Source organism: Streptococcus sp. CCH8-H5 (assembly GCF_001556505.1).
In the GTDB taxonomy this organism is placed as follows: Bacteria; Bacillota; Bacilli; order Lactobacillales; family Streptococcaceae; genus Streptococcus.
Genome location: NZ_LSIZ01000053.1, coordinates 1 through 276, shown reverse-complemented (window position 1 = coordinate 276; position 276 = coordinate 1). Strand labels below are relative to the sequence as shown.

The 276-nt window shown below is 39.1% G+C and carries 1 protein-coding gene; it reads left to right on the top strand.

Annotation, left to right across the window (positions count from 1 at the left end; all coding sequences use genetic code 11):
* Nucleotides 1–276: hypothetical protein (locus AX663_RS10755; protein ID WP_197414199.1), on the top strand; the 276-nt coding region annotated here is incomplete at both ends.

The following is a 276-nucleotide window of genomic DNA, read 5'->3' as shown; positions in this document are numbered from 1 at the left end:
TTGGACGTTACTACAAGTTCGACATCCCAACAACAGTTAAAGCTGATGTACCTGGCGGTGTAGATATTGAAAATACTGCGGCTCAAGTAGTTAACTACTACAACCCAACAACTAAGAAAGTTGAAAAACCAAACAAACCAACTGAAAAACGTGTTAACAACGTACCAGTTGAAGTGGAATTCAACTTCACTAAACGTTTGGAAGGCCGTGAGCTTAAAGCGAACGAATTCAGCTTCGTTCTTAAAGATTCAGAAGGTAAGACTCTTGAAACTGTAA